The following is a 6,017-nucleotide window of genomic DNA, read 5'->3' as shown; positions in this document are numbered from 1 at the left end:
AACGCGGGACACCATGATTAAAAGTCATGTGCTCTGCCAACTGAGCTAATGGCCCAAACTTACTTGCGATTTCTGCATCACACAGTTATATATATTACAACAGGTCATATAGTTCTGTCAACTGATTTTTTTAAAATTTTTTTGTAATTTTTTAATTTCTTTATGGATACTATTTCTTTAGCCGCAAACAATTCAAAACTGCTCATAGTTTTTGAGCAGTTTTGAGTGTTTGCAAGACCGTAACAACCAACCTGTTTTCAAGCTTGACGAATATATACGCTCTGTATTTTTAGTTTTTACTGCACCACAATAGTCTGTTCCCGTTCCTTACCAACGCCAATCAGTTTTATCTTTACTCCAACAATCTCTTCTATTCTGCGCAAGTACTTTTTAGCATTATCCGGAAGGTCATCAAAGGATTTTATGTTTGATATATCTTCATTCCAACTGTCAAATTCTTCGTATACGGGTTCACATTGGGCAAGTTCTTTTAAACTGGACGGGAAATTAAGCGTCTCACGCCCGTTCTTTTTATATGCCACACAAAGCTTGATTTTGGGCAGCTTCCCTATCGTATCAACATGGTTTATTGCCAACGCAGTAAGCCCGTTTACTCTGGCAGCATACTTTATCATAACAAGGTCCAGCCAACCGCAGCGCCTTGGCCTTCCTGTGGTCGTACCATATTCCCATCCAAGCTCCCTTATGGTATTCCCTGTCTCATTGTCCTGCTCCGTAGGGAATGGTCCTGCACCAACTCTTGACGTATAGGCTTTCAAAACGCCGTATACCTCATCGATAAAGACAGGTCCGACTCCTGCTCCCGTGCATACTCCGCCTGCCACAGGGTTGGAAGAAGTAACATACGGGTAAGTCCCGAAATCAAGGTCTAAAAATGTGGCCTGAGCCCCTTCAAACAATATATTCTTTCCCTGCTCTATAGCTTCAAATATAATGCTGTTTACATCTGTAACATATTCCTTAAGCTGTCTTCCGTATTCAAGGTATTCGGATATAACCTGTTCCTCATCCAGTTTTTGCCCGCCATACACCTTTTCAATTATGAGATTCTTAATTTTCAAATTTTCTCTTACCTTGGCGGCAAATTCCTCTTCATCAATAAGATCGCACATTCTGATTCCCGATCTTTCTGTCTTGTCAGAGTAGCACGGGCCAATACCTCTTTTTGTTGTCCCTATTGAGTTGTTGCCCCTGAATTTCTCCTGAAGCTCATCCAGCAGCCTGTGATACGGCATGATAACATGAGCCCTGTCGCTTACCAAAAGCCTGCTGGTGTCTATTCCTTTTTCATTAAGCTCCTTAATCTCTTTTAACAAAACTGCCGGATCTACCACGACACCATTGCCTATAATGCAAGTCTTGCCTTCGTTTAATATGCCTGATGGTATAAGATGCAGCGCATATTTTACACCGTTAGCCACTATTGTATGTCCGGCATTATTTCCGCCTGAAAAGCGTACCACTATGTCAGAGTCCTTGGCGAGCATATCAATATACTTGCCTTTCCCCTCATCTCCCCATTGGGTGCCTACTACAACTCTGGTAGCCATTCTAACATTCCCCCTATTCCAGAAGTCAGACCATAAACTTCATAAACCGCATTAAATTCTTATATAAAATTGCGGCTTATCCTCAGACAACGTTTGGAGCTGTAAAACACAAAGCTTGTTCGCTGCCAGTATATTTTAATGGTACTGCATTCCTAATTTTTTGGAACATTTAAATTATAACTTCAAAATCAGTTAATTACAACCTAAACTAATCACTATTATATAATAACATTTCTACTTCATAAAAACAACCAAATATACGAACATTCACTCAAAATTCACCCCGAATAGTTCGGATTTTGATTGTAACTAAAGCAGAAATGCTAATAAACTTATATAGGTAAAGGCGTAAAAAAATAAGACATAAAATGTCTTATTTTCTTGCTTTAGATTGATTTCATATTAATTTTAAAATTAATTAAGAAACGCTAATAATGCAACAGTTTATAGTGCTCTAGAGCTAATTGCTTCCAAGGCATTATTTATTTTCGAAATAATCATTAAGCTCCTTAACAAGCTTGTTGACATCTATTCCATGAACTGCACAGGCATCTTCAATACTCTCACCCATTGAAGACGGGCATCCGAGGCAATGCATTCCGTTGTTTATAAATATGGGAGCAGTACCTCTGTCCATTTGCAGTACATCTGCTATAATCATATCCTTTGTAATCTTGCTCATCTCTATCCCTCCAAATCTTTTAAATATTAAGCATCTAGCTGACCTAAAATTTATTATACACTATTGTTGAATAAAAATATACCCTGTTTTTTGATTTATAAATGCCTTCACTAAGAAACTATTTGGTATTTTTCTCTGCCCGCCTTGTAAAGATTGTTTCCGTAGCTGTCGATTATTACAATTGCAGGAAAATCTTTAACAGTAAGCTTTCTTATTGCCTCTGTCCCAAGCTCGGGAAAAGCAATCAATTCTTCTGCAACAATCGACTTCGCAATCAGGGCTCCCGCCCCTCCAATTGCTCCAAAATACACAGCACCACAACTTTTCATTGCATCTACAACCGCTTCGCTTCTCAATCCCTTGCCTATCATACCTTTTAACCCGAGCTCTATCAGACAAGGAGCATAAGCGTCCATTCTGCTGCTGGTTGTCGGACCTGCCGAACCTATAACTTCACCGGGTTTTGCGGGGCAAGGACCCACATAATATATTATCTGGTCTCTTATGTCAAAGGGCAGCGGCTTGCCCTCCTGTACAAGGCTTACCATTTTTTTATGGGCCGCATCCCTGGCCGTGTATATTGTTCCATTGATACTTACAACATTTCCGGCTCTGAGCTCTCTTGCCTTTTTTTCAGTCAAAGGCGCTTCAATTATGTATTTCATATTTACCACCTTTCACAGAATAACTAACATTTAAATAACGGCTTCTGCATGTCTTGTTGCATGACAGTTTATATTCACCGCCACCGGAAGACCTGCAATATGGGTTGGAAACACCTCAATGTTCACTCCCAAGGCTGTAATTCTGCCTCCCAGTCCCGCAGGACCTATACCCAGCCTGTTTATACGCTCCAGCATTTCCTCTTCCAGCTCTTTTAAATACGGAACGTCATTTCTTTTATCTATAGGCCTTAAAAGGGCCTTTTTGGCCAAAAACGCAGCCTTTTCCATGGTACCCCCTATACCCACTCCAACGACAATAGGAGGACAGGGATTCGGCCCTGCTTTTTCAACCGTCTCAATTATAAAGTTCTTAACCCCTTCTATTCCCTGCGAAGGTGTAAGCATTTTTAGGGCACTCATATTTTCACTTCCGAAGCCCTTAGGTGCAACTGTTATCTTTATTTTGTCCCCGTCAATTATGTTATAATGAATCACAGCCGGAGTATTATCCTTTGTGTTTATCCTCTCTATCGGGTCGTTTACAACCGACTTTCTAAGATAACCTTTTTCATAACCTCTTCTGACCCCTTCATTGATTGCGTCAGTAAGGCTTCCTCCCATGATATGTACATCCTGGCCTATGTCTGCAAAAACAACAGCCATTCCCGTATCCTGACAGATTGCCATGGACCTTTCCCTTGCTATCTGTGCATTTTCAATAATCTTGCTCAAAATTTCCCTGCCATTGTCCGACTCTTCTTTCTCAAAACCTTTTTCGAGGCCTTTTACCATATCATCGTTAAGATAATAATTTGAGTCGATACAAAGCTTTTCTACTGCTTCAATAATACTATCAATATGAATTGTTCTCATGACATCCCCCGACCTCTTGTTTCTTCAACTTTAAAGCTTAGTTTTCCGCAAATTTAATTCTAGTACACAAAAGCCTATTTTGCAAGCAAACAAAGTACAAAGATTTGTCAAACATTTTTTGATAAATAGATAAGACTTTTTTAAGTATCTCTGATATAATAAAAGTATAAGGGGCTGCTTCAAAATTGCCTGCCAAACCATTTGTTGGATTAAACTTTACTGATTTTAATTAAATAAATTGCATATAAATATTATGCTGACTGTATAGCGGTTTATAGACCTTATATTTTCTCAATATTTATTTGCCGTAAGCATCTTATGAAAGGGGTTTTTGTCTTGAGTTCACCTCAGAACATTTTAGTATGTGTAACACAACAGATTACTTGTGAAAGACTGATATTAAAAGCCGCAGATTTAAGAAACGAATTGAAGGGCGAACTCTTTGTTATACATGTTGCTAAAAATGAATGGAACTTCTTGGACAACATAAAAGAGGGAGAAGCTTTGGAATATTTGTTTAAAATATCAAAATCGGTCGGTGCCAACCTCTCCGTTTTAAAATCCGATAATATTGTTCAAACTATAGTAGATTTTGCAAAGGATAATAAAATTAACCACATAGTAATGGGGGAATCTCCCAACGACCACAAAGAGAATAATTTTTACAACGAGTTAAAAAGTCTTTTGAGTAATGTTGAAATTCACGTTGTTCCTCAAATTGGAATTGGATAACTTTGTTTGACGGCTTGTTCTTGACAAGTTTAGTCATATATTATACATCAGAATGTATAACTATGCAATTAATAATTGATTTTTTACAAAAAAATTTGATTTATTCCATTAAATTATTTGTAATTGCTTGACTTTGCGCGATTTTCATTATAAAATATTGTCGAATTCCAAATTTAGGAGGTTGTGTACATGAATAAAACTGAATTGGTAAACTCTATTGCTTCTAAATCAGGTCTGAGCAAAAAAAACAGTGAAGCTGCTTTGAATGCTTTTATTGCCTCTGTTGAAGAAGCGCTTAAGAACGGTGATAAAGTGGCACTTGTTGGCTTCGGTACTTTTATAGTTAAAGACAGAGCTGCCAGAAAAGGAAGAAATCCTCAAACAAAAGAAGAAATCACAATCCCCGCATCTAAAGCTCCTGTATTTAAAGCAGGAAAAGAATTAAGGGAAATAGTTAACAAGTAATAAATTCTTATTAAAAGACCTGTCATATGACAGGTCTTTTAGATTATTATCAAGATTTATTTATGGTCTCAACCCCAAGGTTATCCTTATCTTATCGGCCATCATTGCTATGCATTCCGAATTCGTAGGTTTTCCTTTGCTGTAATTGATGGTGTATCCGAACAACGCATCCACCGTATCGGGATTTCCTCTTGCCCAGGCACTCTCAATGGCATTTCTTATTGCCCTTTCGACTTTTTGAGGCGTAGTGTTGTACTTTTCAGCCACAGCAGGGTATAAAGTCTTTGTCACAGACGTAAACACTTTCGAATTCTTCACAGTTTGAATAACCGCCTCTCGAAGGTACTGATAACCGGCCATATGGGGAGGAATACCTACCTCATGCATCAAGTTGGTAACTTCAACTTCAAGGTCATAATTTCTGTCAACGTTGCCGCTTAAAAGCTCAGAATTCTTGATAATCGGTTTGCTTGAGAAAACGGACGTTGTTTTTTCCCTGTACAACTGCCTTATTCTCGTAACCAGCACTTCAACATCAAAAGGTTTGATTATATAATATTCCGCGCCGAGACTAACGGCTCTTTGTACGAATACATCCTGCCCAATTGCCGAAAGGACAATAAAGATAGGTCTGTACTCTAGCTGCATGGTGGACAGCCTTTCCAAAACTCCCAAGCCGTCTAAATTGGGCATAATAATATCAAGCACAACCACATCAGGTTTTTTGGATATAACCATTTCTATGGCCTGTAAACCGTCTTTTGCAAGTTCTAAAACTTCTATGTCTTCATATTGGTTCATATATTCCTTTAGCAATTTTGCAAATTCTACATTATCATCGGCAATTAAAACTGAAATCTCACCCTTCATTACATTACCCCGCTTTAAATACAAATAATTTTAAACATATAATTATAAGGTCTGTCACCTAATATTATAATCCTTCTCTCAAAAAACTCCTTATATTTTACATTATAATATAAAACATTATAAAATAATACTATTTTTTTGCAATTCTCATTCACAAGT

At 37.9% G+C, this 6,017-nt stretch carries 7 protein-coding genes; 2 read left to right on the top strand and 5 right to left on the bottom strand.

Features of this window, described 5'->3' with window-relative positions:
- Positions 1-296: 296 nt before the first annotated feature.
- From PLH43_RS12765 to PLH43_RS12750, 4 genes are all read right to left on the bottom strand, one after another.
- Positions 297-1,571 carry an adenylosuccinate synthase gene (locus PLH43_RS12765; protein ID WP_324363723.1) on the bottom strand — a complete coding sequence of 425 codons (1,275 nt, stop codon included), beginning with the start codon at positions 1,569-1,571 and terminating at the stop codon, positions 297-299.
- Between the two features lie 478 nt (positions 1,572-2,049).
- The gene (locus tag PLH43_RS12760) at positions 2,050-2,253 is read right to left on the bottom strand and encodes a DUF1858 domain-containing protein (RefSeq protein WP_324363720.1); all 204 of its coding nucleotides are present in this window, start codon (positions 2,251-2,253) and stop codon (positions 2,050-2,052) included.
- A gap of 110 nt (positions 2,254-2,363) precedes the next feature.
- Positions 2,364-2,918, bottom strand: coding sequence for a Fe-S-containing hydro-lyase (locus tag PLH43_RS12755; RefSeq protein WP_324363718.1), 555 nt, complete (start codon positions 2,916-2,918; stop codon positions 2,364-2,366).
- Between the two features lie 30 nt (positions 2,919-2,948).
- Positions 2,949-3,791: a fumarate hydratase gene (locus PLH43_RS12750; RefSeq protein WP_324363716.1), complete on the bottom strand. Its 843-nt coding sequence runs from the start codon at positions 3,789-3,791 to the stop codon at positions 2,949-2,951.
- Between the two features lie 318 nt (positions 3,792-4,109).
- Here PLH43_RS12750 and PLH43_RS12745 point away from each other — a divergent pair, with 318 nt between their 5' ends.
- Both PLH43_RS12745 and PLH43_RS12740 read left to right on the top strand, forming a co-directional pair.
- On the top strand, positions 4,110-4,523 hold the full coding sequence (locus PLH43_RS12745) for a universal stress protein (protein ID WP_324363714.1): 414 nt from the start codon (positions 4,110-4,112) through the stop codon (positions 4,521-4,523).
- 189 nt (positions 4,524-4,712) lie between these two features.
- Positions 4,713-4,988 carry an HU family DNA-binding protein gene (locus tag PLH43_RS12740; RefSeq protein WP_324363711.1) on the top strand — a complete coding sequence of 92 codons (276 nt, stop codon included), beginning with the start codon at positions 4,713-4,715 and terminating at the stop codon, positions 4,986-4,988.
- 60 nt (positions 4,989-5,048) lie between these two features.
- On the opposite strand, the gene spo0A is transcribed toward PLH43_RS12740, so the two are convergent.
- Positions 5,049-5,858, bottom strand: a complete 810-nt coding sequence (gene spo0A, locus PLH43_RS12735; RefSeq protein WP_324363710.1) for a sporulation transcription factor Spo0A — start codon at positions 5,856-5,858, stop codon at positions 5,049-5,051.
- Positions 5,859-6,017 lie beyond the last annotated feature (159 nt).

Origin of the sequence: Acetivibrio sp. (genome assembly GCF_035371925.1) — a bacterium.
Lineage (GTDB): Bacteria > Bacillota > Clostridia > Acetivibrionales > Acetivibrionaceae > Hungateiclostridium.
The sequence above is the reverse complement of the archived record's forward strand: the minus strand, read 5'-3'. Positions and strand labels throughout refer to the sequence as shown.

Bases quoted from the DNA above. Each gene is read 5' to 3' on its own strand.
- PLH43_RS12765 (WP_324363723.1), bottom strand. From the start codon at position 1,571: ATGGCTACCAGAGTTGTAGTAGGCACCCAATGGGGAGATGAGGGGAAA.
- PLH43_RS12760 (WP_324363720.1), bottom strand. From the start codon at position 2,253: ATGAGCAAGATTACAAAGGATATGATTATAGCAGATGTACTGCAAATG.
- PLH43_RS12755 (WP_324363718.1), bottom strand. From the start codon at position 2,918: ATGAAATACATAATTGAAGCGCCTTTGACTGAAAAAAAGGCAAGAGAG.
- PLH43_RS12750 (WP_324363716.1), bottom strand. From the start codon at position 3,791: ATGAGAACAATTCATATTGATAGTATTATTGAAGCAGTAGAAAAGCTT.
- PLH43_RS12745 (WP_324363714.1), top strand. From the start codon at position 4,110: ATGAAAGGGGTTTTTGTCTTGAGTTCACCTCAGAACATTTTAGTATGT.
- PLH43_RS12740 (WP_324363711.1), top strand. From the start codon at position 4,713: ATGAATAAAACTGAATTGGTAAACTCTATTGCTTCTAAATCAGGTCTG.
- spo0A (WP_324363710.1), bottom strand. From the start codon at position 5,858: ATGAAGGGTGAGATTTCAGTTTTAATTGCCGATGATAATGTAGAATTT.